Below are 24,749 nucleotides of genomic sequence, written 5' to 3'. Positions count from 1 at the left end.
GCGGCGAACGGGTCAACCGCCGTCCCTGTACGGACCATCCTGACCCGACACTCGCTCACGACCGGACAGCAACTGCCGTGATCCGGGACACTCTGCGCATTCTGTGGCGGGCCCGGGGAAAGGACGCGATGCCATGTCAGAGGCTGCATCCGCCCGGGCGCTGGAACCCCTGCTGCGCGGCTGGCTGCCGCGCCAGCGGTGGTTCGCGGGCAAGGGGAGGGCCATTGCGCGGATCGAGGTGGTCTCGGCGGCCGAACTGCTGCCGCCGGGCACCTCGCCACGGCTGCTCCACCTGCTGGTCGACGTCGACGACGACTGCTACCAGCTGCTGCTCGGGCTGCGCCGGACCCTGCCCCCCGCCCTCGCGCCGGCCCTGATCGGCCGGGTCGAGGCGGGGGCGTCGGGCGCGTACGCCGGACTGACGGTGTACGAGGGCCTCGGCGACCCGCGGCTGGCGGGGCTGCTGCTGGAGCGGCTGCGCACGCCGGGCCAGCTCGGGCCGCTGCGGTTCGCCCGGGACGAGGACGTGCGGATCCCGGCCGGGCTGGCTCCCAGACCCCTGTCGGGCGAGCAGTCGAACTCCTCGCTCATCTACGGGGATACGTTCATCCTGAAGGTGTTCCGCCGGGTCGGCCCGGGCACCAACCCGGACCTGGAGCTGCCCAGGGCCCTGGCCGGGGCGGGCTGCGCGCGCGTCCCGGCGCCGGTGGCCTGGTACGAGGCCGAGCCGCCGGGACCCGCCGGAACGGGCGAGCCGCTGACCCTCGGCGTGCTCCAGCCGTACCTGCGCGGCTCCGACGACGGCTGGCAGCTGGCGCTGCGCCGGCTCGGGGCCGGCGACGCCTTCACGGACGAGGCGTACGAGATGGGGCGCGCCACGGCCGAAGTGCACAGCGCGCTGGCCGCCGCCCTGCCGACGGTGCGGCTCGGTCCCGCCGAGACGGCGCGGCTGGCGGCGGCGATGACCGCCCGGCTCGCCTCGACCGTCCGTGAGGTGCCGGCGCTGCGGCCCTACGAGGCCGGGCTGCGGGCCGCGTTCGACGCGCTGGCCCTGGTGCCCGGCGGGCGCGGCGGCCGGGGCGGCTGGGCCCAGCGGATCCACGGCGACCTGCACCTCGGCCAGACCCTGCGGGCCGCCGACGGCAGCTGGCGGCTGATCGACTTCGAGGGCGAACCGGCCCGTCCGCTGGCCGAGCGGCGCTGCCCCGAGCCGGCGGTCAAGGACGTGGCGGGGATGCTGCGCTCCTTCGACTACGCGGCCCGCTCCCACGAACCCTGGTCCCCCGCCTGGGCCGAGGCCTGCCGGGCCGCCTTCTGCTCGGGCTACGCGGCGACCACCGGCCGCGACCCGCGCGAGGACCCGGTGCTGCTGCGTGCCTTCGAGACCGACAAGGCCGTGTACGAGGCCCGGTACGAGTACCGGCACCGGCCGGACTGGCTGCACGTGCCGATGGCCGCCATCCGGCGGCTGGCCGCGGGCGGCGAGGCGGCGGTCAACCCCGCCACCTCCCGCGCGCCCGCCGACCGGCCCCCGCGCCGCAGCCGCACCCCCGGACCGGCCAAGCCGGCCAACAACCCCGCCCCTGGCTCCCTCCCGACCCCCCACCGCCCGCAGCCCCCGAGGAGGCCGCACACGTGACCCCCGCCCGTCAGCCGTCCCGTACCGTCGCCAAGCAGCCCGCGAAACAGTCCGCCAAGTCGCCCAGGAGCGCGGCCGGGCCGGACGAGCGGCCCGACGGGGTCCCGCCGGGCCGGGTCGGCACGCTCGACGCGGAAGAGCCCCCGGCCGGCCCGGACACCGCCGGCCCGGACGCCGCCGGCCTGGACGCCCCGGCCGAGCCCCCCGCGGCCAAGACCGCCACCCGCAGGACCGGAACCGCCAAGGCCGGAACCGCGAAGGCGGCCGCCGGGGCCTCGGCCGCCAAGCCGCCCCGCGCCCGGCGGGCCCCCGCGGCCCGCCGCACCCGGCCGGCACCGGCGCTGTCCGACGAGGACCGCGGCCGGCTGCTGTCCGGCACCCACCACGACCCGCACGCCCTGCTGGGGGCCCGGGTCTGCCGGGGCGGGGTGGCCTTCCGCGCGCTGCGCCCGTACGCCCGCGGGGTCACGGTCGTGGCCAAGGGCCTGCGGGCCCCGCTGCACGACGACGGGGACGGGCTGTTCTCGGGGCTGCTGCCGCTGGCCGCGGTGCCCGACTACCGGCTGCTCGTGACGTACGAGAACGACGAGATCGAGGTCGAGGACCCGTACCGGTTCCTGCCCGCGCTCGGCGAGCTGGACCTGCACCTGATCGGCGAGGGCCGGCACGAGCAGCTGTGGAAGGCCCTCGGCGCGCAGCCGATGGTGCACGAGGGGGTGGCCGGCACCCGGTTCACGGTGTGGGCGCCCAACGCCCGCGGCGTGCGGGTCACCGGCGACTTCTCGTACTGGGACGCCACCGCCTCCCCGATGCGCTCGCTCGGCTCGACCGGCGTGTGGGAGCTGTTCCTGCCGGGCGTGGGCGAGGGGGCGCTGTACAAGTTCGACATCGCCCGCCCCGACGGCAGCCACACCCTGCGCGCCGACCCGATGGCCCGGCGCACCGAGGTGCCGCCCGCGAACGCGTCGGTCGTGGCCGGCTCCCGCCACGAGTGGGGCGACGCGGAGTGGATGGAGCGGCGCGGGGACCGCCCGGCGCACACCTCGCCGTTCTCCGTGTACGAGGTGCACCTGGCGTCCTGGCGGCCGGGGCTCACGTACCGCCAGCTCGCCGAGCAGCTGCCGGCGTACGTGAAGGAGCTGGGCTTCACGCACGTGGAGCTGATGCCCGTCGCCGAGCACCCCTTCGGCGGGTCCTGGGGCTACCAGGTCACCGGCTTCTACGCGCCGACCTCGCGGATGGGCACGCCGGACGACTTCCGGTTCCTGGTGGACGCGCTGCACCGGGCCGGGATCGGCGTGATCGTCGACTGGGTGCCGGCGCACTTCCCTCGGGACGAGTGGGCGCTGGCGGAGTTCGACGGGCGGCCGCTGTACGAGCCGCAGGACCCGAAGCGGGCCGCGCACCCGGACTGGGGGACGCTGGAGTTCGACTACGGCCGCAAGGAGGTCCGCAACTTCCTGGTGGCCAACGCCGTGTACTGGTGCGAGGAGTTCCACGTCGACGGCCTGCGCGTGGACGCGGTGGCCTCGATGCTCTACCTGGACTACTCGCGCGGGCCCGGCGAGTGGTCGCCGAACGAGCATGGCGGGCGGGAGAACCAGGACGCCGTGGCCTTCCTCCAGGAGATGAACGCCACCGTGTACCGGCGCTGCCCCGGGGTGGTGACCATCGCGGAGGAGTCCACTGCCTGGGACGGGGTGACCCGTCCGACGCACCACGTGGGCGCGGGCGGCTTCGGCGGCCTGGGCTTCGGCCTGAAGTGGAACATGGGCTGGATGCACGACTCGCTGGGGTACGTGGCGCACGAGCCGGTGCACCGGAAGTACCACCACCACGAGATGACCTTCTCGATGGTCTACGCGTACAGCGAGAACTACGTGCTGCCGATCTCGCACGACGAGGTGGTGCACGGCAAGCGGTCGCTGGTGTCGAAGATGCCGGGCGACTGGTGGCAGCAGCGGGCCTGCCACCGCGCGTACCTCGGCTTCATGTGGGCCCACCCGGGCAAGCAGCTGCTGTTCATGGGGCAGGAGTTCGCGCAGGGTGCCGAGTGGTCGGAGGCGCACGGTCCCGACTGGTGGCTGGTGGACCCGTCGTACGCGGCGGCGGCCGACCACATCGGGGTGCGGGACCTGGTGCGCGAGCTGAACACGGTGTACGCGCAGGCGCCGGCCCTGTGGGAGCGGGACACCGTGCCCGAGGGCTTCGCGTGGGTCGTGGGGGACGCGGCGGAGGACAACGTCTTCGCGTTCCTGCGGTACGACGCCCAGGGCGCCCCGCTGCTGTCGGTGAGCAACTTCTCGCCGGTGGTCCGGCACGACTACCGGCTGGGCGTGCCTGACCCGGACGCGGTGCCCGCCTGGAGCGAGGTGCTGAACACGGACGCGGCCCGGTTCGGCGGCAGCGGGGTGCTCAACCCCGGGCCGGTCAAGCCGGACGAGGTGCCGGCGCACGGGCGGGGGGCCAGCCTGCGGCTGACCCTCCCGCCGCTGGCGACGGTCTGGTTCCGGCCGGCGTGACCCGGCCGGTGTGACGCCCGTCAGGCGGCCAGGGCCTCGTCGATCTCCTGGAGGAGCTTGCGCTTGGCGCGGGCGCCGACCATCTGCCTGACGGGCTCGCCCCGCCGGAAGACGAGCAGGGTCGGCATGGACAGCACCCCGTACCGGGACTGGGTGACGGGGTTGCTGTCCACGTCGATCTGCACGACCTTGATCCGCCCGGCCTCCTCGGCGGCCACCGCGCTGAGCACGGGGGCCAGCTGGCGGCAGGGGCCGCACCAGTCCGCCGTGAACTCGACGAGCACCGGCAGCCCGGCCGCCAGCACCTCCGCCTCGAAGTCCGCGTCCGTCACTTCGGGCACTCCGGCCGCACGCACCATGGGTCTCTCTCCTATCCGGTCATCCGGGGTCATCCGGTCAGTTCACAGCGCGGCTCCGGACCGCCCGGGGCCTCCGCCTCGGCGGCCAGCTCCGCGCTCGCGAGCTGGCGCGCCACCTGCTGTCGTACGTCCGTCAACTGGCCGATCAGCTCGTCGAGTTCGGCGAGCTTGCGGCGGTACACGGCGAGCGAGGCGGGACAGCTGTCCCCGGCCGGGTGGCCCGCCCTGAGGCAGTCCACGAAGGGCCGGGTCTCCTCCAGGCCGAAGCCGAAGTCCTGGAGGGTGCGGATCTGCCGCAGCAGCCGCAGGTCCTCCTCGCCGTACTCGCGGTACCCGTTGACGGCCCGGCGGGCGGGCAGCAGCCCCCGCGACTCGTAGTAGCGGAGGGTCCGCGTGGTGGTCCCGGCCCGTGCGGCCAGCTCGCCGATGCGCATGGCCACGACCGTAATCCTTGACGCCCGCGTCAAGGCAAGGGAACAGCGGGCGGCCCCGGGCGCTTGTAGGAGGGGCACGGCGGTATCGAGGAGCGGGGGACGCGTGAGCAGGGTGTGTGTCATCGGGGGCAGCCGGTACTTCGGCAAGCGGCTGATCCGGCGGCTGCTGGAGCGGGGCGACGAGGTGACGGTGGTCAACCGGGGCTCGGCGCCGGCGCCCGAGGGGGTGGAGCTGCTGGTGGCGGACCGGAACGACGAGGCCGCGCTGCGGGCGGCGGTCGGGGACCGGCACTTCGACGTGGTGGTGGACCAGGTCTGCTACACGCCGGTGCAGGCCGCGATCGCCCGCCGGGTCTTCGAGGGCCGCACCGCGCGGTACGTGATGACCTCGACGATCGAGGTGTACGAGCACGAGGACGCGCCCGGCGGGGTGCCGGAGGACGCGATCGACCTGTCGGCGGTGACGGTCCGGCCGGAGCTGCCGTGGGGCGACCCGGTCTTCCTGGACGAGCACTACGGCGAGGGCAAGCGGCAGGCCGAGGCGGTGTTCGCGGCGGCGCCGGCGTTCCCGTACGTCACGGTCCGCGTGGCGCACGTGCTGGGCGGCGCGGACGACTTCACCGGGCGGCTGGAGCACTACGCGGACCGGCTGCGGGCGGGCGAGCCGATCGCGGTCGACGTGCCGGGCCACCCGTCGACGTACATCCACGTCGAGGAGATCGCGGACTTCCTGGCCTGGGTGGCGGGGGCGGAGTTCACCGGGCCGGTGAACGCGCACGCGCACGGCCCGCTGGACACGGCCGACGTGGTGGCGGCGGTCCGGGCGGTCACGGGCGGGCCCGAGCCGGTCTACCGGCCGGTGGCGGCGGGCGAGCCGGCCTCGCCGTTCTCCTTCGCTCGGGCGTACGGCATGTCCAACGCGCGGGCGGAGGGCCTGGGCTTCCGGTTCTCGCACACCGGGGACTGGCTGACCGCCGCGGTGGCGGAGAGCCTGACGCGCTGACGGGGCCTCCACGACCCCCGTACGCGGAGGCCCCGCTCCGGGAACCACGTACGGCAGGGCCTTCCGGTTCGGCCGGCCGGCGGAGAGGTCCGGTACCGGAACGTCTCCGACAACGACACCGAACACACGCGGACGGCCGCCGGGGGGCGCCGGTACACGGACACGCCGAGCACGCACTACGCGGACCTCGGACGCGAGGATTTCGTGGACGTGCGCTGGGAAGTTACCGTGTCGTACGGGTGGCGGAGGCCGGAAGTCCACCTCCATAGTGGATCTTCACCCAGCATGGTTACCGGACAGTCGCGGGGGAAACGGGCGAAAGCGCCGGGCTTCCTCGTACGTTCATACGAGTTGTGACCTTGGGGGAACAGCCCGTAGTCATCACAACTCCGCCACTTCTAGCGTGTGCCTCGTGCACCAGAGCCCACCCTTTGACGCCCTCGCCGCCCGCCGCCTGCGGGCGGCCCTGGGCATGGCGCCCGGCCACGTCGCGTACGGCCTCCACGCGCAGTACGGACTGCTCGTCACCCCCGAGACGGTGATGGCGTGGGAGCGCGGGGAGATCCCGCCCACCTCCGCCGAGGTCACCGCGCTCGCCGGCGTGCTGTGGTGTTCGCCCGGCGAACTGCTGGCCCGGCCCCGCACCCTGCGCGAGCACCGCATCGCCAAGGGCATGGCCGTCGAGGAGCTGGCCAGGCGGCTGGGCATCGACGCGTCCTCGTACCAGAAGATGGAGGACTCGGGACGGTGGAAGGGGAACGAGCGGCAGACCGCGGCCCTCTCCTACGCCCTCTCCCTGAGCCTGCCGGACCTGGTGACCGCCCTCGGCAAGGAGGAGGAGCTGGCGGAGGTGCTGCGGAACGCGGTCACCACGCGCTGGCAGGCCTACGTCAAGCCGCTGGTCAAGCTGATCCCGGTCCCCCGGCAGCAGCTGGAGGGGATCGTGGAGCAGCTCTACGACGAGTACCAGTCGAAGATGGTCGCCACCCTGAGCTGGGGCGGCGGCGGTGGCCAGGCCGGCAGCGGCGACGCGGGCCGCGAGTTCCTGGCGCAGATCGTCGAGCGGTTCTGGGAGCTGGCGGGCGGTGCACAGCCCTCCTGAGGCGGTCCCGCACGAACGGCCCCGGCGCGCTCCCGGACGGAGCGGACCGGGGCCGTTCGGCGCGGAAGTGGGGCCGGAGGTCCCGGCCCGCCGGGTCAGAAGACCGACTCGGCCTCGAACATGCGGGCCTCGGGCACCCGCTTGAGCTCGGTGACCGCGGAGGCCAGCGGGGCCATGACGATGTCGGTGCCGCGCAGGGCGGTCATGTTGCCGAAGTCGCCGCGGTGGGCGGCCTCGACCGCGTGCCAGCCGAAGCGCGTCGCGAGGACGCGGTCGTAGGCAGTGGGGACGCCACCGCGCTGGACGTGGCCGAGGATGACGGGGCGGGCCTCCTTGCCGAGGCGGCGCTCCAGCTCGACGGCGAGGCGGTTGCCGATGCCGGCGAACCGCTCGTGGCCGTACTGGTCGATCTCGCCCTTCTCGTACGGCATGGAGCCCTCGGCCGGGTGGGCGCCCTCGGCGACGCACACGACGGCGAACTTCTTGCCGCGGTCGAAGCGCTCCTCGACCATCTTGACCAGGTCGTCCACCTGGAAGGGGCGTTCGGGCAGGCAGATGCCGTGGGCGCCGCCGGCCATGCCGGACTCCAGGGCGATCCAGCCGGCGTGCCGGCCCATGACCTCGACGACCATGACGCGCTGGTGGGACTCGGCGGTGGTCTTGAGGCGGTCTATGGCCTCGGTGGCCACGGTGACGGCCGTGTCGAAGCCGAAGGTGCGGTCGGTGGCGGAGATGTCGTTGTCGATGGTCTTCGGAACGCCGACCACGGGCATGCCGGCGTCGGAGAGGATCCGGGAGGCGGTCAGCGTGCCCTCGCCGCCGATCGGGATGAGCACGTCGAGGCCGTAGCGCGTGCGCAACTCCGCGCAGTTCTCGGCGGCTTCGCTCAGGCGGGCGCGCTCCATGCGGGCCGAGCCGAGGATGGTGCCGCCACGGGCCAGGATGCCGCTGACCGCGTTGAGGTCGAGTGGGCGGTAGTGGCCGTCGAGGAGGCCCTTGAAACCGTCCTCGAAGCCGATGACCTCGTCGCCGTGACCGACCAGCGCACGGTGCACGACGGACCGGATGACGGCGTTCAGGCCGGGGCAGTCTCCGCCTGCGGTGAGGACTCCGATACGCATCGTGCTCTGTCTCCTGCTTCTCGTCGTACAAGTGCGGTAGTACGGGTCGGACTGTCCGATTGTTCCACGCACCCCGGAAGGGGCGCGCTCCGTACTGCTCCGCCCGAAGGGACTTCCGGCCCTCGTCCGGGGCCTTTCAGCCCGGGGCGTTCCGCGCATCCGGAGGGCCTTCTTCCGGGGGCGCCTGCACCATGGCGAGGGGTATTGTCAAGGGGGCAAGCCCACACTAACTGGGAAATTCAACTCGTAAAGCCGCTGCCGGACCGGACAGCGAACAGGGATGGAGAGCACGCGTGACCCGCAGCGTGTACGTGACCGGCATCGACCGCGGAGACGGCCGGCAGGTCGTCGAGCTGGGAATCATGGAGCTGCTGGCCCGCCAGACGGGCCGCGTGGGGGTCTTCCGCCCGCTGCTGCACGACGGACCCGACCGGCTGTTCGACCTGCTGAAGGCGCGCTACCGGCTGGAGCAGGACCCGGCGACCGTGCACGGCATGGAGTACCACGAGGCGACCGCGATCCTCGCCGAGAAGGGCACCGACGAGCTGGTCTCGCGGCTGGTCGACCGCTTCCACCGGATCTCCCGCGACTACGACGTGATGCTCGTGCTCGGCACCGACTTCGCCGACACCAGCCTCCCGGACGAACTGGCCCTCAACGCCCGGCTGGCCAACGAGCTGGGCGCGGTCGTCGTCCCGGTGGTCGGCGGCACCACCCAGACCGCGGAGTCGGTGCGCGAGGAGGCCCGCAACGCCCACCGCGCGTACGAGAGCCTGGGCTGCCAGGTGGTGGCGATGGTGGTCAACCGGGTGGCCCCGGGCGACCGCGATGTCATAGCCGAGCGGCTCGCCGCCCGGCTCCCCGTGCCCTGCTACGTGCTGCCGGACGACAAGTCGCTCTCCGCCCCCACCGTCGACCAGATCCGCCGCGCCCTGGACGGCGAGGTGCTGCTGGGCGACGAGGCCGGACTGGCCCGGGACGCCCTGGACTTCGTGTTCGGCGGCGCGCACCTGCCGAACTTCCTCAACGCCCTGACCCCCGGCTGCCTGGTGGTCACCCCCGGGGACCGCTCGGACCTGGTCGTCGGCGCGCTGGCCGCGCACACCTCGGGCACCCCGCCGATCGCGGGCGTGCTGCTCACCCTCAACGAGCGGCCGGCCCAGCACGTGCTGACCCTGGCCTCGAAGCTGGCCCCCGGCACCCCCGTGGTCTCGGTCGCGGGCAACAGCTTCCCCACCGCGGGCGAACTCTTCGCGCTCCAGAGCCGGCTGAACTCCGCGACCCCGCGCAAGCTGGAGACCGCCCTCGGCCTCTTCGAGCGCCACGTCGACACCGCCGAGCTGCGCGACCGGATCTCCGTGGCCCGCTCGACCCGCGTCACCCCGATGATGTTCGAGCACCAGCTGCTGGAGCGGGCCCGCTCCGAGCGCCGCCGCGTGGTGCTGCCGGAGGGCACCGAGGACCGGGTGCTGCGCGCCGCCGACGTTGTGCTGCGCCGGGGGGTCTGTGACCTGACGCTGCTGGGCGACGAGAAGGCCATCCTCAAGAAGGCCGGCGACCTCGGCATCGACATCTCGGCCGCGCAGCTGATCGACCCGCTGACCTCTCCCCTGCGGGAACGTTTCGCCGAGTTCTACGCCAAGGCCCGTGCCCACAAGGGCATGACGGTCGAGCTGGCCAACGACGTGGTGACCGACGTCAACTACTTCGGCACGCTGATGGTCCAGGAGGGCCTGGCCGACGGCATGGTGTCCGGCTCGGTGCACTCCACGGCCGCGACCATCCGCCCGGCCTTCGAGATCATCAAGACCAAGCCGGAAGCCTCGATCGTCTCCTCCGTCTTCTTCATGTGCCTGGCCGACAAGGTGCTCGTGTACGGCGACTGCGCGGTCAACCCGGACCCCGACGCCGAGCAGCTGGCCGACATCGCGGTCCAGTCGGCCGCCACCGCCGCCGCGTTCGGCGTCGAGCCGCGGATCGCGATGCTCTCGTACTCCACCGGCACCTCGGGCACCGGGGCGGACGTGGACAAGGTCCGCAAGGCCACCGAGCTCGTCCGCGCACAGCGGCCCGACCTGCTGATCGAGGGTCCGATCCAGTACGACGCGGCCGTCGAGCCCTCGGTCGCCGCGACCAAGCTGCCGGAGTCCGACGTGGCCGGCCGCGCCACCGTGCTGATCTTCCCGGACCTCAACACCGGCAACAACACGTACAAGGCCGTGCAGCGTTCGGCCGGCGCCGTCGCGGTCGGCCCGGTGCTCCAGGGTCTGCGCAAGCCCGTCAACGACCTCTCCCGGGGCGCCCTGGTCCAGGACATCGTCACCACCGTGGCGATCACCGCGATCCAGGCACAGGGCGGCAACGCCCCCGCGCACCCGGCCGTATGACCTCCCCTCACCCAGAAAGCTCCGCACCTGTGACCGCATCGCGCGTACTCGTCCTCAACTCCGGCTCCTCCTCGGTCAAGTACCAGCTGCTGGACATGGCCGACCGCACCCGGCTGGCCGTCGGCCTGGTCGAGCGCATCGGCGAGGAGACCTCCCGGCTCGTCCACACCCCGCTGACCGGCGGCGGCGCCAAGCGGGAGCAGACCGGGCCGATCGCGGACCACGGAGCCGCGCTCAAGGCGGTGGCGGCCGAGCTGGCCGCCGACGGACTCGGCCTCGACTCCCCCGAGCTGGCCGCGGTGGGCCACCGCGTGGTGCACGGCGGCACCCGGTTCACCCGGCCGACGGTGATCGACGACGAGGTGCTGGCCGAGGTCAGGAAGCTGGTGCCGCTGGCGCCGCTGCACAACCCGGCCAACGTCACGGGCATCGAAGTGGCGCGCTCGCTGCGCCCCGACATCCCGCAGGTGGCGGTCTTCGACACCGCCTTCCACGCGACGATGCCCGAGTACGCGGCCCGGTACGCGATCGACACCGAGGTCGCCGACCGGCTCTCGATCCGCCGGTACGGCTTCCACGGCACCTCCCACGCCTACGTCTCGCGAGCCACGGCGGCCCTGCTGGGCAAGGCCCCGGGCGAGGTCAACGTGATCGTCCTGCACCTGGGCAACGGCGCCTCGGCCTCGGCGGTGCGCGCCGGCGTCTGCGTGGACACCTCGATGGGGCTGACCCCGCTGGAGGGCCTGGTCATGGGCACCCGCTCCGGCGACCTGGACCCGGCCGTGATCTTCCACCTGGCACGGGTGGGCGGGCTGTCGGTGGACGAGATCGACGACCTGCTGAACAAGCGGAGCGGCCTGCTGGGGCTGTGCGGCGACAACGACATGCGGGAGATCCTGCGGCGCGCGGGCGAGGGCGACCGGGCGGCGCGGACGGCGTTCGAGACGTACGTCCACCGGCTGAAGAAGTACATCGGCGCGTACGCGGCGGTGCTCGGGCGGGTGGACGCGGTGGCCTTCACGGCGGGGGTCGGCGAGAACGCGGCCGCCGTACGGGAAGCTGCGGTCAGCGGCCTGGAGGAGCTGGGACTGGCGGTGGACGCCGGGCTGAACTCCGTACGGGCGGACGAGCCGCGGCTGATCTCCCCGGAGTACGCGCGGGTGGCGGTCGCGGTGGTGCCCACGGACGAGGAGCTGGAGATCGCCACCCAGGCCTACGAGCTGGTTACCCATTAGTCACTTGGACTTTCCACCAGACGGAATATTCCGCTACGAAACAAACCGGATAGGATCCGCTCCATGCGCCGTTCCAAAATCGTCTGCACGCTGGGCCCCGCCGTCGACTCGCTCGAGCAGCTGAAAGCTCTCATCGAGGCCGGTATGAACGTGGCCCGATTCAACTTCAGCCACGGTTCCCAGGCAGAGCACCAGGAGCGGTACGACCGCGTCCGGCAGGCCGCGGAAGAGACCGGCCGGGCCATCGGCGTCCTCGCCGACCTCCAGGGCCCCAAGATCCGTCTGGAGACCTTCGCCGAGGGTCCCGTCGAGCTGGTGCGCGGTGACGAGTTCACCATCACCACCGAGGACGTCCCCGGCGACAAGTCCATCTGCGGCACCACCTACAAGGGCCTGCCCGGGGACGTCTCCAAGGGCGACCAGGTCCTGATCAACGACGGCAACGTCGAGCTCCAGGTGACGGCGGTCGAGGGCCCCCGGGTCAAGACCATCGTCATCGAGGGCGGCGTCATCTCGGACCACAAGGGCATCAACCTGCCCGGTGCCGCGGTGAACGTCCCCGCCCTGTCCGAGAAGGACGTCGAGGACCTCCGCTTCGCGCTCCGCATGGGCTGCGACATGGTCGCGCTGTCCTTCGTCCGCGACGCCAACGACGTCAAGGACGTCCACAAGGTGATGGACGAGGTGGGCCGCCGGGTCCCCGTCATCGCCAAGGTGGAGAAGCCGCAGGCCGTCGAGAACATGGAGGCCGTGGTCCTGGCCTTCGACGCGGTCATGGTGGCCCGCGGCGACCTCGCCGTGGAGTACCCGCTGGAGCGCGTCCCGATGGTGCAGAAGCGCCTCATCGAGATGTGCCGCCGCAACGCCAAGCCGGTGATCGTCGCGACCCAGATGATGGAGTCGATGATCACCAACTCCCGCCCGACCCGCGCCGAGGCCTCCGACGTGGCCAACGCGATCCTGGACGGCGCGGACGCGGTCATGCTGTCCGCCGAGTCCTCGGTGGGCGCCTACCCGATCGAGACCGTCAAGACGATGTCGAAGATCGTCACGGCGGCCGAGGAGGAGCTGCTCTCCAAGGGGCTGCAGCCGCTGGTCCCGGGCAAGAAGCCGCGTACGCAGGGCGGCTCCGTCGCCCGCGCGGCCTGCGAGATCGCCGACTTCCTCGGCGGCAAGGCGCTGGTGGCCTTCACGCAGTCCGGTGACACCGCCCGCCGGCTCGCGCGCTACCGCACGACCCAGCCGATCCTGGCCTTCACCACCGACACCCACACCGCCAACCAGCTCACCCTGACCTGGGGCGTCGAGACGTTCGTCGTCCCGCACGTGGACAACACCGACGCCATGGTGGACCTGGTGGACGCCGAGATGCTGAAGCTCAAGCGCTTCAACGCCGGCGACACCATGATCATCACCGCCGGCTCGCCCCCCGGCGTCCCCGGCACCACCAACATGGTCCGCGTCCACCACCTGGGCGGCGCAGCCAACGGCTGATCCCCGCCCCTCCCCCGGGCTCCGTCCGGGGGGAACCCCGCCGCACGGACGACCGAGGGCGGCACCCCCTCAGGGGGTGCCGCCCTCGGCGTGTGCCGGCCGGGCCGTGCGAGGGCCTGACCTACTCGATCCAGTTGTGCAGGCCGGGCACCGTGAGGTTGCCGCCGAGCTGGCCGGCCTGGACGACCTTGGCGTTGGTGAAGAACGCGAAGGGGACGTTCAGCGGCGGCGGGGTCTCCGGGCTGAAGGTGACCGGGATGAGGCCGAAGAGGTTCCCCTTCAGCTCCTCGGTGTACATCGTCACCGTGCCGCCGCGGATGGTGGAGGTCGAACCGCTGCGGGCCTTCAGGTGGGCGACCTTCCGGGGCGGCTTGCCGACCCGCTGGTACAGGTCCTTGATGTCCACCGAGGACGCGGTGAACTTGAGGACCTTCTTGATCTTGCCGCCGGCCGTCTTCACCTCGACGATGCCGTGGTAGTCCAGGCCGTTCAGGGTCAGCAGCGAGCTGTCGAGGTACCAGGGCTCGTCCGGCAGCAGCGGGACACCGGTCTCCAGCTCCGCCGCGGCGAGGGCCTTCGGGTCGGGAGTCGGGCAGGGGAAGCGCTCCTTGCCGTCCTCGTCCTTGCCCTCGTCGTCGTCCTTGGTGTCCGCGCCGAGGACCGACTTCTTCTTTTTCTTCTTGCCGGTCTCGTCCTTGGGCTCGACCGCGGTCTTCCTGACCTCGTCCGAGAGGTCCTCGACCGTGGCGCCGGACTTCCTGGCCGCCTCGCGAATCGCGGACTCCGTCGACGAACCCGTGCCCGCGGTGCTCGCGGTGCTCGTCTTCGCCGTCGTGGTGGAGGTCGCAGTCGGGGTCGGGGTGGCCGACTTGCCCAGGCTGCCGAGGTCCTCGACGAGGTTCTGGAGCTTGTCGCCGACACCCAGCGGGTCGAGCAGGCCGGCGCCCGCGTCTCCCGTGGTGCGCTCGGTGTCGGTCGCCCCGGTGGTCTCCGCGGTCTTCGGCTCGCTCGTCGCGGAGGACCTGGCCGAGGGGGACTGGGAGGGCGACGGCTGCGTCGTCGCGCGGGGCGTGGCGGTCGGGGACGCGGAGGGCTCCGCGGTCTTCTTCTTCCGCTCGGCCTTCTTCGTCGCCTCGGCCTTCGGCGACTCCGACTCCGGGGGCTCGTCGGAGCGGGTGACGCACGGGCCGGGCGCGAAGGGTATTTCCTTGTCGTCGGCCAGGGCGAGCTTCGGGGCCATGCCCATGCCGACGAAGACGGCGGTCGGCATGGCGGCCAGGGCCATGGTCTTGCCGACGGGTATCTGCAGCTTGGTCAGCAGCGACTTACGGGGCGCCGCGTGGCGCGGGCCCTTCCTCTCACGGGACTCTGCGCCTGGGGCCACGGCCCGCTGCGTCTCGTCACCCCGCACTGTTCCTCCCGCCATTGGCGTGGGCAGTCGTCTCGGTCGCGTCGGGCTTCTCGAACGAGACGCTCTCGGCGTGCTCGTAGGGGAGCTCCTGCGGGTCCGTTTCCGTGCGGGGTCCGGGGACGTACTCCAGCTCGTGCGCACCGGCCTCGGCCGCGGCCTCGTCGGCGTCCTCGGCCTCGTCCTTGGGGACGCCCGGGGCCCAGGACAGCGCGAGGGCGCCGCCGAGCAGCGAGCAGAGGAAGCCCATGAAGAAGCCGCCCAGGTTCGACACCGGGAGCGAGACCAGCGCCAGCAGGATCGAGGCGATGCCGGCGAAGACCCGCATGCTCTGCTGGAACCACAGGCAGAAGCCCAGCGTGATCAGCAGGACGCCGATGATCAGCGAGCCCGCGCCCGCCGTCGTGGCCATCGCGATGGTGACGTTGCCCAACCGCATGTCGGCGTAGGGGAAGTAGGCGATCGGCACGCCGCCGAACAGGGTGAACAGTCCGGCCCAGAAGGGACGGCTGCCGCGCCAGTCGCGGAACACGCGCCGACCGGTCGCGAGCCAGTGTTCGTCCTTGTGGGAAACCGGGGCCTCGGCGTTCATTGGACAACAGCTCCCTGGAAACGGTGGTACGGAGAACTACGTGATGCCCGGCCGGGCGGGGGACGGCAGGCGCCTCCCGCCCGGCCGGATCAGGCCGCTAGGCGGTCAGGCCTAGTAGCAGGGCTTGTCGCCCGAGAGCAGACGCAGGTTCAGGTCGGGGAGGCTGAACGTCCCCGCCGTGGTCGCCCACGCCTTCTGCTCGACGTTCTTCAGCACGGCCTTCTTGGCGCGCTGCGAGAACGCGTACGGGCTCGCGACCGTACCCGGCTGCGGCTTCGTGGTGTGGCTGGAGTCGCCCACCGCGACACCGATGTCGAGCTGCTCGAAGTACGCGTCCGCGTCGAGCTCGGCGACGTCGAGGTAGATGTTGCTCGCGACGGCCGGCTCACCCTTGTGACCCGTGCGGAGCTGCAGGGTGATGTTGCCGAGGCCGGGCACCGGGGTGACCAGCGACTGGCACATGTTGGTGATCTCGGCCTTCTTGAAGCCAGAGATGGTCACCGGGTGGTGCTGGGGGTTGCCCTTGAGGTCGTGACCCTCGGCGACACCGCCGTACTGGATCAGGTCATCGCCCTCGAGCTTGTCCGCAGAGACCTTGAAGTCCTGACCGGACACGCTGAACGACGCGGCGAGCGCGCCCTGCGCGAGACCCACACCGACAGCAGCGGTGGCCGCGATGCTCGGCACCATGACGAGCGCGAAGCGCTTCCATCTGGTCCCACCACGAACCTGGGAATTCATTTCTCGTTCCTCCTTCTCGGACGTACATCTCCGGTCCGGGTCGAGCCCGTCCTGGGATGGGAGAAGTGCTACGTCCTCGGAGGAGCGCAGGCGACCGGAACGCGGAAACGCGTCCGAAACACCGGCGATCACCCCCGAGCGACAACCACTGGCCGCGCAGTCGCGCGGCCGAGGACAGGCCCCGCCGGTCGGCGGAGACCCCCCTGTCCAGACAGCCGGGGCAAGCCGCCGGCTCACTCGGTGGGGACCCATGTCCACGGCCCCGGGTGTGCGGGGGCTGCGGGATGGACCGAGCGTGGCCGATCGTGGTGCATTCGGAGCCGGGGCACAAGGGGGTTCGTTACTGGCTAGTAACGGCCCGATAACCGTGGTACGACACGGCGGCGTCGGGCGGGCACACAGGGTGTCGCCGGGGGCCACGACAGAAGGGGAGATCGAACAACAAACCGGGCAGATCCGGGGGTTCGATTTACTGCGAGTAACAGCGGCCGCGATTACCAAGTTTTGGCAAAGCGCGGCCGCTGTTTATCTCTGTGTCAACAAATCACCGGGGTCCGGCGGGGAGGAAGCGGAACCCTCCGCACCTCCCGGGCGGACCTCAGAAGAGCACGCGCGCGAGCGCGGTGCGAGCCCGCGTCACGCGGGGGTCGTCCGAGCCGATGACCTCGAACAGCTCCAGCAGGCGCAGGCGCGCCGCCTCGCGGTCGTCGCCCGCGGTCTGCCGGACCGTGTCGACGAGCCGGCCGAAGGCGTCCTCGACGTGACCGCCGACCAGGTCCAGGTCGGCCGCGGCGATCTGGGCCGCCGGGTCGGCGGGCCGCTCCGCGGCGTCCCTGCGGACCTGCTGCGGGTCCATGTGCTGGACGCGCGCGAGGAGTTCGGCCTGGGCCAGGCCCAGCTTCGCCTCGGGGTGCCCCGGGTCCTCCGCGAGCACGTTCTTGTACGCCTGCACGGCGCCGCCCAGATCACCGGCGTCCAGCGCCGAGACGGCCGCCTCCAGCAGGGCGTCGTACGGACCGACGGGCGCCTCGGCGGGCTCCCGGCCCGGTACGGCGTCGGCGTCGACGGCGATGCCGGTGAGCCCGAAGCGCTCCTCGGCCACCTGGATCAGCTGGGCCAGCGTCTCGCGGATCTGCTGCTCGGGCGCCGCGCCCTGGAACAGCGGCAGGGCCTGTCCGGCGACGACGGCGAAGACGGCCGGGATGCCCTGGATGCCGAACTGCTGCATCAGCATCTGGTTGGCGTCGACGTCGACCTTGGCCAGGACGAAGCGGCCGTTGGCCTCGACGGCCAGCCGCTCCAGCAGGGGGCCGAGCTGCTTGCAGGGCTCGCACCACTCGGCCCAGAAGTCGATGACGACCGGGACCTCGGTGGACCGCTGGAGCACGTCACGCTCGAAGCCGGCCTCGTCGACGTCGATGACCAGCGCGGAGGGCGGTACGGCCGCGGCGCCGCCCTGCCGGGCGGATTCCGCGCGGGCCTGCTCGGCCTTGGCCTTGGCCTCACCGGCCGCCTTCACAGCGGCGAGGTCGACCACGCCGCTCATGGACATGTTTCTGGGCTGCATGCGTACATCCTCCCCCCTGCGCGCGCGGCCGCGAAAAGACCGGCTGAAAACACGCTCCTCGACGGAACGCGTGATGATGAAAAGCTGCGGCGCACGGGTCCCCACCCGGCGCCAGTGGCTGTCGCTCTTACGCTACGAGTCGTAGCGTAACTAAACCGAGCCCTTCGCGCCCCGTGATCTGGGTCACGGCGCTTTCCCTACTGGCGGGTATGGTCACGGGATGCGCATCAGCTGTTCCCTCGGCAACTCCGGCGACTCCGGCCGCGGCAGCGGTTCCGGCGACGCCGGCAGGCCGCAGCCGTCCGGCCGCACGGGCCGGCCCCGCAACGCGGCGGCCGACGCGGCGATCCTCGCCGCCACCCGGGACGCGCTGGTGGAACTGGGCTGGTCCAAGCTGACGATGGGCGACGTCTCGGCCCGCGCCGGGGTCGCCAAGACCACCCTCTACCGCCGCTGGGCGGGCAAGAACGAGCTGGTCGTCGACGCCGTCGCCGAGCTCTTCGACGCGCTGGAGCTGCCGGACCGGGGCTCGCTGGAGGCGGACATCGAGTACGTGGTGCTCCAGTTCGCCGCCCTGCTGCACCGCCCCGAGGCCAAGACCGCGCTGATGGCCGTGGTCGCCGAGTCCACCCGGGACCCCGCCCTGCGCGACCGGATCCGGTCCGCCATCGTCGAGCGCCAGAAGCACCTGGTGGTCCTCGGACGCGAACGCGCCCAGGCCCGCGGCGAACTCCCCCGCGAGGAGGACGAGGCGCTCGCCGGCCACACCACCGACCTGATCTTCGACGTGATCGCGGGGACCGTGGTCCACCGCGCGCTGGTCAGCGCCGAGCCCGTCGACGAGCTGTGGGTGGCCACCTTCACCGCCCTCCTCATGCACGGCCTGAAGGGCGCGGCCCAGTAGGACCGCGCCCTCCCGGCGCACACGCGGACCGGCTCAGAAGCCCGCGGGTTCGGTGTACGTGCCCCACTCGTCGCGCAGCACGTTGCAGATCTCCCCGAGCGTGGCCTCGGCGCGCACGGCGTCGAGCATCGCGGGGATCATGTTCGAGCCGTCCCGGGCCGCCGCCAGCATGGCGTCCAGGGAGGCCTTCACCTTCGCGTCGTCCCGGCGCTCCTTGCGGTCGCCGAGCAGGCGCACCTGCTCCCACTCGACCTCGTGGCTGACGCGCAGGATCTCCAGGTCGCCGGTGACCGATCCGTGGTGGCAGTTGACGCCGACGACCCGCTTGTCGCCCTTCTCCAGCGACTGCTGGTAGCGGAAGGCCGACTCGGCGATCTCGCCGGTGAACCAGCCGTCCTCGATGCCGCGCAGGATGCCGGAGGTGATCGGACCGATGGGGTGCTTGCCGTCCGGGTGGGCGCGCAGGCCGCGCTCCCTGATCTGGTCGAAGATCTTCTCGGCGTCGGCCTCGATGCGGTCGGTGAGCTGCTCGACGTACCAGGAACCGCCCAGCGGGTCGGCCACGTTGGCGACGCCGGTCTCCTCCATCAGCACCTGCTGGGTGCGCAGGGCGATCTCGGCGGCCTGCTCGCTGGGGAGCGCGAGGGTCTCGTCGAGGGCGTTGGTGTGCAGGGAGTTGGTGCCGCCGAGGATCGCGGAGAGTGCCTCGACCGCGGTGCGCACCACGTTGTTGTACGGCTGCTGGGCCGTCAGCGAGACGCCGGCGGTCTGGGTGTGGAAGCGCAGCCACATCGCCTTGTCGGTCTTGGCGCCGTAGACCTCCTTCATCCAGCGGGCCCAGATCCGGCGGGCCGCACGGAACTTGGCGATCTCCTCGAAGAAGTCGAGGTGCGCGTCGAAGAAGAAGGACAGGCCCGGGGCGAAGACGTCCACGTCGAGCCCGCGGGACAGGCCCAGCTCCACGTAGCCGAAGCCGTCGGCGAGGGTGTACGCGAGCTCCTGCGCGGCCGTGGCCCCGGCCTCGCGGATGTGGTAGCCGGAGACCGAGAGGGGCTTGTACGCCGGGATGCCCTGGGCGCAGTACTCCATCAGGTCGCCGATGAGGCGCAGGTGGGGCTCGGGCTCGAAGAGCCACTCCTTCTGCGCGATGTACTCCTTGAAGATGTCGGTCTGGAGCGTGCCGTTGAGCACGGCCGGGTCGACGCCCTGGCGCTCGGCGGCGACCAGGTACATGCAGAAGGCGGGCACGGCGGGCCCGGAGATGGTCATCGAGGTGGTCACGTCGCCGAGCGGGATGTCCCGGAAGAGGACCTCCATGTCGGCGGCGGAGTCGATGGCCACGCCGCAGTGGCCGACCTCGCCGAGGGAGCGCGGGTCGTCCGAGTCACGGCCCATGAGGGTGGGCATGTCGAAGGCGACCGAGAGGCCGCCGCCGCCGGCGGCCAGGATCATCTTGTAGCGCTCGTTGGTCTGCTCCGCGTTGCCGAAGCCGGCGAACTGGCGGATGGTCCAGGTGCGGCCGCGGTAGCCGGTGGGGTGCAGGCCGCGGGTGAAGGGGTACTCCCCCGGCCAGCCGATGCGGTCGAAACCCTCGTACGTGTCGCCGGGCCGCGGCCCGTACACGGGCTCGACGGAGTCGCCGGAGAGGGTGGTGAAGTCGGCGTCCCGCTTGCGGGCCTTGTCGTAACGGGCCTGCCAGCGGAGGCGGCCCTGCTCGATGGCGTCAGCGTCCATGCCTTCGAATTTACTAGGACGTCCTAGTAAATGTCGATGGCAAACCCCCGGGAGTCACCCGGGGGCAGGTCACGATTGGGTCGGCGCGGGGTTCCGCGCCCCGGCGTCAGGCCTTGACGGGCGCCGGGCGGCCGTCGACGACCAGCGGCTCGACCTCTTCGCGGACCTTGCGCTCCACGAAGAAGGCGGCGAGCGGGATGGTGCCGGAGACCATCACCCAGAGCATCTTGCCGAAGGGCCACTTGGCCTTGGAGCTGAGGTCGAAGGCGAAGACCAGGTAGATCATGAAGAGGACGCCGTGGACCTGGGAGACCACGAAGGTCAGGTCGGCGCCCTTGTCGAAGCCGTACTTGAAAATCATGCACGTGCAGAGCACGAGCAGCATGACGGCGGTGGCGAAGGCCATCACCCGGTACCTGGTCAGCACGCTCTTCTTCATGCCCACGAGCGTAACCGCCCGTTTTAACAGATCTTGACCGCCCCCCGGGGGGGGCGGGGCGCCCGCTACTTCTCGTCGAAGTCGGCCGCGGCCACCCGCAGCGGGCGGAGCATGGCGAAGATCTCCGCGCACTCCTCCGCGTCGTAGACCCCGAGGCCGAAGTCCATCGCCATCAGGTCGCGGGTGGCGGCCTCGACGACCTCGCGGCCCTTGTCCGTGATGGAGGCGAGGGTGCCGCGGCCGTCGTTCGGGTTCGGGCGCTTGGCCACCAGGCCGGACCTGACCAGGCGGTCCACCGTGTTCGTCACCGAGGTGGGGTGCACCATCAGCCGCTCGCCGATCTTCGACATCGGCAGCTCGCCCTCCTTGGAGAAGGTGAGCAGGACCAGGGCCTCGTAGCGCGCGAAGGTCAGCCCGTACGGCTTGACGACCGCGTCCACCTCACCGAGCAGGATCTGGTGGGCGCGCATGATCGAGGTGATCGCGGCCATCGAGGGCGCGGCGCCCCAGCGTCGCTGCCAGAGTTCGTCGGCACGGGCGATCGGGTCGAAGGGAAGGCTCAGCGGCTTGGGCACGCACCCGACCTTACCGGCCGGTCATATGCTGGTCAGCCCCGTCTCGCTCCTCGGTCGCGCGCAGCTCGCGCAGGAGCAGCAGCACGCACGCGGTGCCGAGCAGTGCCGCCCCGGTGACCACGGTGTGCACGGCGAAGAACTCGGCGGCCAGGCCGGCCAGCGCCATGCCGACGCCCTGGAGGGTCATCAGGCCGGTGCTGAGCAGGGTCATCGCCCGGCCCCGCAGCTCCTCGGGAACGGCGTCGACGTACCACTGGTCGAGGCCCAGGGTGTACGCGTGGGCCAGTCCGGCGAGCAGCAGTGCGGCCAGCAGCGGCACGACCCCCGGCCGGACCGCGTACACCAGCAGCGGCAGCAGGCTCACGGCCGCCAGCGGGCGGACGATCCGGGAGCGGGCGGCCGCACCGAGGGCGGAGCCGGCCCACAGCTCGCCGGCGATGGTGCCGACGGGCAGGGCGCACATCAGCAGGCCCAGGGCGACGGTGCCGGAGCCGATGCCCGTGGCGTACGGGGCCATCAGCGCCTCGGGGGCGATGGTGAAGACGGCGGGCACCCAGAACATCAGGGTGAGCGCGCGCATCCGGCGGTCGCCGAGCACGGCCCGCGCCCCGGCCAGCGGGGAGCGCCGGTCCCCGACGGCCCGGGCCGGGCGGCGGCGGGTGCCGAAGCGGAGCAGGGCGGCGGAGGCGAGGAAGGTGCCGGCGGTGACGCCGAGCGCGGCGCGCGGGGCGAGGACGGTGAGCAGCACGCCGCCGATGCCGAAGCCGGCGAGCTGGGCGGACTGGGCGACCATGCGGAGCAGGGAGCGGCCGAGTACGTACGCCTGCCCCTGGCCGAGGACGTCGGCGAGGGAGGCGTTGCGGGTGCCCTGGAAGAGGGGCGCGACGAAGGCCATGGCGCACCGCAGCACGAGCAGGGCGGCCACGGGGGTGCCGGGCAGCACCATGGCGGCGGCGCAGGCGGCGCACACCAGGTCGCAGACGACGAGCACCCGGCGGGCGGGGACGCGGTCCGCGACGCCCGCCAGCAGGGTCCCGCCGAGCACGTGGGGCAGGAACCCGAGGGCGAAGGTCAGCGCGCTCATGAGCGGCGACCCGGTGAGCCGGAAGACGAGGACGGTGAGGGAGATCTCGGCGACGACGAGCCCGAGCACGGACAGCAGGTGCGCGGCGAACACGGCCCGGAACTCCGGCACCCGGAACGCGACGCCGTACCCCGCCCGGCCGGCCTGACTGGCAACACTCATGCGCCCACCCTTCGGCCCCCGCCGGGCAAGGGGTATAGATTCGCCCCACTCCGAATCTCCCGCCCTCCCGCCCGCGCGCCCGAACAGAAGGGGATCCCCGTGCCCTTCCGGCTCCGCTTCGGCGACGGCGACCTGCTGCGGTGCCGCTTCGCGGTGTCGCCCCGCTGGGAGACGCAGGAGGCGGTGCGCACGCTCCAGCGGCCCGGCCGCCACGGCTACCACCTGCCCTGGCTCCGGGCGATCCGCGCCTCCGCGGCCTCCCTCGACCTGCGCCCCCTCTGGCTGCTGATGCCCCTCCGCGGCCACACCCCCGATTTCCTCGGCCCGCCTCCGATCGGCCCCGCGGCCTCCTTCGACGAGGAGATCGCCGCCATCCGCGCCGCCGACCCCGACGCGGCCCGCGAGGACATCGCCCGCTCCCTGGTCTGCACGCCCGGCGCGCACGAGAGCCGGCTGGGCCGGGCCATGCTGGCCGACCCGGCCCGCGCCGTACGCGACCTCGCGGATCTCACCGAGGCCGCCTGGCGCACCCTGGTCGAGCCGCACTGGCCCCGCCTGCGCGCCCTGCTGGAAGCGGACCTGGTCTTCCACTCGCGCCGGCTGGCCGAGGGCGGCCTCGAGGCCCTCTTCAACGGCCTCCACCCGTCCCTCACCTGGCACGACGGCACCCTCACCATCGACCGCCCCGGCACCCACGTACGCGAACTCGGCGGCCAGGGACTGGTCCTGATGCCCAGCGCCTTCGGCTGGCCCGACGTGGTCTCCGGCTTCGACCCGCCCTGGCAGCCCACGCTCGTCTATCCCGCCCGCGGCATCGGCGCGCTGTGGACCGAGGCGGGCACCCGCACCCCCGAGGCCCTCGCCCGGCTGCTCGGCAGGGGCCGGGCGGACGTGCTCTGCGCGCTGGAGGCACCGGAGGCGACCACCGCGCTCGCGCAGCGGCTCGGCATGGCGCCCTCCACCGTCTCCGCGCACCTGTCGGCGCTCCGCGACGCCGGACTGCTGCTGTCGCACCGGCACGGCCACCGGGTGCTGTACGAGCGCACGCCGCTCGGCATCGCGCTGGCCACGGGCGCCACCCCCTAGCCGGGACCGCGCGCCCCCCGCCAGAAGCCCCCGAAGGGCCCCGGTGTCGTACCGTCCACCCCACGTGTCCGTTATGTCACGATGACCCGGTCCCCTGTACCCCCACCCTGCCGAGGGGCCTGGATGTCCGGCCACAGACGAACCGCCCGGCGGCCCGCGAGCGGCCTGGCGCTGCTGCTCGCCCTCACCGCCGCCTGCTCCCCCGGGTCCGGGCCCTCGGACACCGCCACCGGCCGGACGCCCGCCCCGCCGGCCGCCACCGGCGGCCCCTCCACCGGGTCGCCCTTCTGGGTGGACCCGCAGAGCGACGCCGCCCGCCAGGTCGCCCGGTGGGAGCAGCAGGGCCGGAAGGGCGACGCGGAGGTGCTGCGCCGCATCTCCGAGCGGCCGATGGCCCTGTGGGGCCCGGGCGACGACCCCGGGCCGGAGATCCGGCGGGCGCGCGCCGGGGCGGCCGCGGAGGGCCGCACCCTGGTCCTCGTCGCGTACAACATCCCGCACCGCGACTGCGGCCAGCACTCGGCGGGCGGCGCCTGGAACGCGGACGCCTACCGCCGCTGGATCGGCGCCTTCGCGGACGCCATCGGCGACGCCCGGGCCATCGTGGTGCTCGAACCCGACGCGGTCCCCCACATCGTCGACGGCTGCACGCCCGCCGAGCACCACGACGAGCGCTACCGGCTCCTCTCGGAGGCCATCGGCCGGCTCAAGGCCCAGCCCAACACCCGGGTCTACCTGGACGCCGGGAACCCGGCGTGGATCCCGGACCCGGAGAAGCTCGTCGAGCCGCTGAAGCGGGCGGGCATCGACCGGGCCGACGGCTTCTCGCTCAACGTCTCCAACTTCCAGCCGGACGCGGCCGGACGCGCGTACGGGGAACGCATCTCGCGGGGCACGGGCGGCAAGCACTTCGTCATCGACACCAGCAGGAACGGCGACGGCCCGCTCCCGGGCAACCGGGACCAGGCCTGGTGCAACCCGCCGGGGCGGGCGCTCGGCGCGCCGCCCACCGACCGGACGGGCGACGCGCTCCTGGACGCGTACCTGTGGATCAAGCGCCCCGGCGAGTCGGACGGCACCTGCCGCGGCGGCCCGCAGGCCGGCCGCTGGTGGCCCGACTACGCCCTCGGGCTGGCCAGACGGGCCCGGCAGTAGGCACGG

General features: G+C 72.6%; 21 protein-coding genes. 10 read left to right on the top strand and 11 right to left on the bottom strand.

What is annotated here, in order from left to right:
- Positions 1–133: 133 nt before the first annotated feature.
- Both ACIQUQ_RS01550 and glgB read left to right on the top strand, forming a co-directional pair.
- The gene (locus ACIQUQ_RS01550; RefSeq protein WP_403969889.1) at positions 134–1,639 is read left to right on the top strand and encodes a maltokinase; all 1,506 of its coding nucleotides are present in this window, start codon (positions 134–136) and stop codon (positions 1,637–1,639) included.
- A complete protein-coding gene (gene glgB, locus ACIQUQ_RS01545) occupies positions 1,636–4,161 on the top strand; it encodes a 1,4-alpha-glucan branching enzyme (protein ID WP_403969886.1) in 2,526 nt (841 codons plus the stop codon). Before ACIQUQ_RS01550 ends, glgB begins: the two co-directional genes overlap by 4 nt.
- Before the next feature lie 20 nt (positions 4,162–4,181).
- On the opposite strand, the gene trxA is transcribed toward glgB, so the two are convergent.
- Both trxA and ACIQUQ_RS01535 read right to left on the bottom strand, forming a co-directional pair.
- Positions 4,182–4,520, bottom strand: a complete 339-nt coding sequence (gene trxA / locus ACIQUQ_RS01540) for a thioredoxin (RefSeq protein ID WP_403969883.1) — start codon at positions 4,518–4,520, stop codon at positions 4,182–4,184.
- Positions 4,521–4,549: 29 nt separating this feature from the next.
- Positions 4,550–4,954, bottom strand: a complete 405-nt coding sequence (locus tag ACIQUQ_RS01535) for a MerR family transcriptional regulator (RefSeq protein WP_403970551.1) — start codon at positions 4,952–4,954, stop codon at positions 4,550–4,552.
- A gap of 103 nt (positions 4,955–5,057) precedes the next feature.
- Here ACIQUQ_RS01535 and ACIQUQ_RS01530 point away from each other — a divergent pair, with 103 nt between their 5' ends.
- Both ACIQUQ_RS01530 and ACIQUQ_RS01525 read left to right on the top strand, forming a co-directional pair.
- Complete coding sequence (locus tag ACIQUQ_RS01530) at positions 5,058–5,957, top strand: NAD-dependent epimerase/dehydratase family protein (protein ID WP_403969880.1); 900 nt, start codon at positions 5,058–5,060, stop codon at positions 5,955–5,957.
- Between the two features lie 472 nt (positions 5,958–6,429).
- On the top strand, positions 6,430–7,059 hold the full coding sequence (locus ACIQUQ_RS01525; RefSeq protein ID WP_403970549.1) for a helix-turn-helix domain-containing protein: 630 nt from the start codon (positions 6,430–6,432) through the stop codon (positions 7,057–7,059).
- 95 nt (positions 7,060–7,154) lie between these two features.
- Here the strand turns inward: ACIQUQ_RS01525 and ACIQUQ_RS01520 are convergent, their stop codons facing one another.
- Positions 7,155–8,180 carry a 6-phosphofructokinase gene (locus ACIQUQ_RS01520; protein ID WP_399948713.1) on the bottom strand — a complete coding sequence of 342 codons (1,026 nt, stop codon included), beginning with the start codon at positions 8,178–8,180 and terminating at the stop codon, positions 7,155–7,157.
- A gap of 293 nt (positions 8,181–8,473) precedes the next feature.
- Between ACIQUQ_RS01520 and pta the strand changes: the two genes are divergently transcribed.
- The 3 genes from pta to pyk all read left to right on the top strand — a co-directional run bounded on the left by pta (position 8,474) and on the right by pyk (position 13,296).
- Positions 8,474–10,567 (top strand): phosphate acetyltransferase, encoded by a 2,094-nt coding sequence (gene pta, locus ACIQUQ_RS01515; protein ID WP_403969876.1) that lies wholly within the window; start codon positions 8,474–8,476, stop codon positions 10,565–10,567.
- 29 nt (positions 10,568–10,596) lie between these two features.
- Positions 10,597–11,802, top strand: a complete 1,206-nt coding sequence (locus tag ACIQUQ_RS01510) for an acetate kinase (protein WP_403969873.1) — start codon at positions 10,597–10,599, stop codon at positions 11,800–11,802.
- A 63-nt stretch (positions 11,803–11,865) separates the two neighbouring features.
- Entirely contained in the window at positions 11,866–13,296 is a 1,431-nt protein-coding gene (gene pyk, locus ACIQUQ_RS01505) for a pyruvate kinase (RefSeq protein WP_403969870.1), read from the top strand.
- Between the two features lie 121 nt (positions 13,297–13,417).
- Here the strand turns inward: pyk and ACIQUQ_RS01500 are convergent, their stop codons facing one another.
- The 4 genes from ACIQUQ_RS01500 to ACIQUQ_RS01485 all read right to left on the bottom strand — a co-directional run bounded on the left by ACIQUQ_RS01500 (position 13,418) and on the right by ACIQUQ_RS01485 (position 17,604).
- Positions 13,418–14,707, bottom strand: coding sequence for a hypothetical protein (locus tag ACIQUQ_RS01500; RefSeq protein WP_403969867.1), 1,290 nt, complete (start codon positions 14,705–14,707; stop codon positions 13,418–13,420).
- Complete coding sequence (locus tag ACIQUQ_RS01495) at positions 14,697–15,296, bottom strand: DUF6114 domain-containing protein (RefSeq protein ID WP_403969864.1); 600 nt, start codon at positions 15,294–15,296, stop codon at positions 14,697–14,699. Before ACIQUQ_RS01495 ends, ACIQUQ_RS01500 begins: the two co-directional genes overlap by 11 nt.
- Positions 15,297–15,407: 111 nt before the next feature.
- Positions 15,408–16,037 carry a DUF6230 family protein gene (locus tag ACIQUQ_RS01490; protein ID WP_403662086.1) on the bottom strand — a complete coding sequence of 210 codons (630 nt, stop codon included), beginning with the start codon at positions 16,035–16,037 and terminating at the stop codon, positions 15,408–15,410.
- A 598-nt stretch (positions 16,038–16,635) separates the two neighbouring features.
- Positions 16,636–17,604, bottom strand: a complete 969-nt coding sequence (locus tag ACIQUQ_RS01485) for a tetratricopeptide repeat protein (protein ID WP_403969861.1) — start codon at positions 17,602–17,604, stop codon at positions 16,636–16,638.
- A gap of 220 nt (positions 17,605–17,824) precedes the next feature.
- Between ACIQUQ_RS01485 and ACIQUQ_RS01480 the strand changes: the two genes are divergently transcribed.
- Positions 17,825–18,508 carry a TetR/AcrR family transcriptional regulator gene (locus ACIQUQ_RS01480; RefSeq protein WP_403969858.1) on the top strand — a complete coding sequence of 228 codons (684 nt, stop codon included), beginning with the start codon at positions 17,825–17,827 and terminating at the stop codon, positions 18,506–18,508.
- Between the two features lie 33 nt (positions 18,509–18,541).
- Here ACIQUQ_RS01480 and ACIQUQ_RS01475 read toward each other — a convergent pair whose 3' ends face one another.
- From ACIQUQ_RS01475 to ACIQUQ_RS01460, 4 genes are all read right to left on the bottom strand, one after another.
- Positions 18,542–20,242, bottom strand: a complete 1,701-nt coding sequence (locus ACIQUQ_RS01475; protein WP_403969855.1) for a methylmalonyl-CoA mutase — start codon at positions 20,240–20,242, stop codon at positions 18,542–18,544.
- Positions 20,243–20,348: 106 nt separating this feature from the next.
- Positions 20,349–20,681, bottom strand: a complete 333-nt coding sequence (locus ACIQUQ_RS01470; RefSeq protein ID WP_403662099.1) for a DUF3817 domain-containing protein — start codon at positions 20,679–20,681, stop codon at positions 20,349–20,351.
- Positions 20,682–20,746: 65 nt separating this feature from the next.
- Positions 20,747–21,256, bottom strand: coding sequence for a MarR family winged helix-turn-helix transcriptional regulator (locus ACIQUQ_RS01465; protein WP_403662102.1), 510 nt, complete (start codon positions 21,254–21,256; stop codon positions 20,747–20,749).
- Between the two features lie 10 nt (positions 21,257–21,266).
- A complete protein-coding gene (locus tag ACIQUQ_RS01460) occupies positions 21,267–22,502 on the bottom strand; it encodes an MFS transporter (RefSeq protein ID WP_403969852.1) in 1,236 nt (411 codons plus the stop codon).
- Positions 22,503–22,601: 99 nt separating this feature from the next.
- Here ACIQUQ_RS01460 and ACIQUQ_RS01455 point away from each other — a divergent pair, with 99 nt between their 5' ends.
- Entirely contained in the window at positions 22,602–23,588 is a 987-nt protein-coding gene (locus tag ACIQUQ_RS01455) for a DUF5937 family protein (RefSeq protein WP_403969849.1), read from the top strand.
- Positions 23,589–23,711: 123 nt separating this feature from the next.
- The gene (locus ACIQUQ_RS01450) at positions 23,712–24,743 is read left to right on the top strand and encodes a glycoside hydrolase family 6 protein (RefSeq protein WP_403969846.1); all 1,032 of its coding nucleotides are present in this window, start codon (positions 23,712–23,714) and stop codon (positions 24,741–24,743) included.
- Positions 24,744–24,749: the final 6 nt, after the last annotated feature.

The sequence above is a fragment of the Streptomyces sp. NPDC101118 genome, from assembly GCF_044759445.1.
Lineage (GTDB): Bacteria > Actinomycetota > Actinomycetes > Streptomycetales > Streptomycetaceae > Streptomyces.
This window is presented reverse-complemented; position numbering and strand designations above follow the sequence as displayed.

Excerpts from the sequence above, each read along its gene's own strand:
- ACIQUQ_RS01490 (WP_403662086.1), bottom strand. The coding sequence starts at position 16,037 with ATGAATTCCCAGGTTCGTGGTGGGACCAGATGGAAGCGCTTCGCGCTC.
- ACIQUQ_RS01550 (WP_403969889.1), top strand. The coding sequence starts at position 134 with ATGTCAGAGGCTGCATCCGCCCGGGCGCTGGAACCCCTGCTGCGCGGC.
- ACIQUQ_RS01525 (WP_403970549.1), top strand. The coding sequence starts at position 6,430 with ATGGCGCCCGGCCACGTCGCGTACGGCCTCCACGCGCAGTACGGACTG.
- ACIQUQ_RS01470 (WP_403662099.1), bottom strand. The coding sequence starts at position 20,681 with ATGAAGAAGAGCGTGCTGACCAGGTACCGGGTGATGGCCTTCGCCACC.
- ACIQUQ_RS01475 (WP_403969855.1), bottom strand. The coding sequence starts at position 20,242 with ATGGACGCTGACGCCATCGAGCAGGGCCGCCTCCGCTGGCAGGCCCGT.
- ACIQUQ_RS01485 (WP_403969861.1), bottom strand. The coding sequence starts at position 17,604 with ATGCAGCCCAGAAACATGTCCATGAGCGGCGTGGTCGACCTCGCCGCT.
- ACIQUQ_RS01480 (WP_403969858.1), top strand. The coding sequence starts at position 17,825 with ATGCGCATCAGCTGTTCCCTCGGCAACTCCGGCGACTCCGGCCGCGGC.
- ACIQUQ_RS01450 (WP_403969846.1), top strand. The coding sequence starts at position 23,712 with ATGTCCGGCCACAGACGAACCGCCCGGCGGCCCGCGAGCGGCCTGGCG.
- pyk (WP_403969870.1), top strand. The coding sequence starts at position 11,866 with ATGCGCCGTTCCAAAATCGTCTGCACGCTGGGCCCCGCCGTCGACTCG.
- ACIQUQ_RS01520 (WP_399948713.1), bottom strand. The coding sequence starts at position 8,180 with ATGCGTATCGGAGTCCTCACCGCAGGCGGAGACTGCCCCGGCCTGAAC.
- trxA (WP_403969883.1), bottom strand. The coding sequence starts at position 4,520 with ATGGTGCGTGCGGCCGGAGTGCCCGAAGTGACGGACGCGGACTTCGAG.
- ACIQUQ_RS01535 (WP_403970551.1), bottom strand. The coding sequence starts at position 4,954 with ATGCGCATCGGCGAGCTGGCCGCACGGGCCGGGACCACCACGCGGACC.
- ACIQUQ_RS01460 (WP_403969852.1), bottom strand. The coding sequence starts at position 22,502 with ATGAGTGTTGCCAGTCAGGCCGGCCGGGCGGGGTACGGCGTCGCGTTC.
- ACIQUQ_RS01495 (WP_403969864.1), bottom strand. The coding sequence starts at position 15,296 with ATGAACGCCGAGGCCCCGGTTTCCCACAAGGACGAACACTGGCTCGCG.